1 protein-coding gene is annotated in these 1,633 nt (G+C 55.6%); it reads left to right on the forward strand.

From position 1 onward, the window contains the following. The first annotated feature begins 492 nt into the window (after positions 1-492). Positions 493-1,494, forward strand: coding sequence for an AI-2E family transporter (locus ACUHMQ_RS20670; RefSeq protein ID WP_445297330.1), 1,002 nt, complete (start codon positions 493-495; stop codon positions 1,492-1,494). Positions 1,495-1,633: the final 139 nt, after the last annotated feature.

Below are 1,633 nucleotides of genomic sequence, written 5' to 3' on the forward strand. Positions count from 1 at the left end.
ATTGGATCTGGTTCTACAATCACGAACGCCCTAACATGGCCTTGGGCGGTATTACCCCAATACAGCGGCTGGCCATGGTCGCATAGCGCTACTTCTGACTCCCCTTAAAAATGGGGGGATTACCCTAGTATCGTCATTCATGACATCATTTTAGTTGAAACGATGTCCGTGAATCACACAGATAACGCTATCACGATGACCACGTTCAGATAGTCATTCCCTCAATCTAGCTCACCGTCACTCAGTGTTTGGGTTGGTGATAGTGCGCGTAATATCGTTGGGCCAATCGGTACGCAAGTCGATGGTTTTCAAGGCATCAAGCGTCAGGTTAACCCATTCTGTTGTCAGCCTTAAACTGCAAAATCCGTGCGCAACCTATAGTAGGACAGCTCCAACTAAAAGTTGGCCTGTGCTGGAAAACTCGCCAGTATGCAGTTGGCAAACACGCGTTCCCTTCCCCCTATTCCTACTTAGCCGGAGCATTTCTCCATCATGCCTGCAAACCGTGCCGAACAAGCGTCCTGGCTGCTGGCCATCGCCATTCTCTTTATGGTCATTCAGTTGCATTTGCTGTCGGCCCTGCTGGCGGGTCTGCTGGTGTATGAGCTAGTACATTTGGGTGCTCCGCTGCTAGGAAGCCGGCTCTCCACGCTCAGGGCCAAGCAGGTCACGGTCGTCCTGCTCGCCGTTGTGGTGGTGGGTGGCCTTGTCCTTGGCGGTATGCTGACGGTCGGTTTCTTTCGCAGCGACACGGGTAATCTGGCGGTCTTGGCGAAAAAGATGGCCGAGATCCTGGAGAGTTCCCGTCGCTCGCTGCCCGCATGGTTACTGGAACTGCTACCCAATAGTATCGAGGGCATCAAGGAGGCGGCAGCCCATTGGCTGCGGGAGCACGCGGGTCAGGTGCAGCTGGTTGGCAAGGACGCTGGGGTGATGGTAGCCCATGTGTTGATCGGCTTAATTGTTGGTGCGATGCTGGCCCTTCGCGGGGTGAGCGAGCTCGGTCCGCAAAAGGTGTTGGCGGCTGCGCTGTCAGAGCGTGCCACGCGACTGGCCGACGCTTTTCGGCGCATTGTCTTTGCCCAGTTACGGATATCCGCAATCAATACGATTTTTACGGCGCTCTATCTGGCTGTGGCTTTACCGCTGTTCGGTGTTCAGCTGCCGCTGACCAAGACCATGATCGCGCTAACCTTCGTTGTTGGCCTGCTTCCAGTGGTGGGCAATCTGGTGTCGAATACCGTAATCGTGGTTGTCAGCCTGGCGCATTCGCCACAGGTTGCGGTTGCCTCGCTGGTGTTTCTGGTGATCGTGCACAAGCTTGAATACTTCCTCAATGCCCGCATCGTCGGTGCTCGGATCCGCGCCGAGGCATGGGAACTGCTGCTGGCAATGCTAACGATGGAAGCCGCTTTCGGCATCGCCGGCCTGGTCGCCGCGCCAATCTATTACGCCTATCTGAAACAAGAGTTGGTGGACGCGGGGCTGGTGTGACGGGCAGCTTGCCCGGGGGTGTCAGGATTTCCGTGTTCAAGGCGGGTTTGAGATTCACACGGATGATCGAATAAACCGATCCGCGTAAAGAATAGCGAATTGGTTCATGGCCGTCTTCCAATCCTTGGCGGCATAGCCC

The organism is Chitinimonas violaceus (genome assembly GCF_052601015.1).

Excerpts from the sequence above, each read along its gene's own strand:
- ACUHMQ_RS20670 (WP_445297330.1), top strand. The coding sequence starts at position 493 with ATGCCTGCAAACCGTGCCGAACAAGCGTCCTGGCTGCTGGCCATCGCC.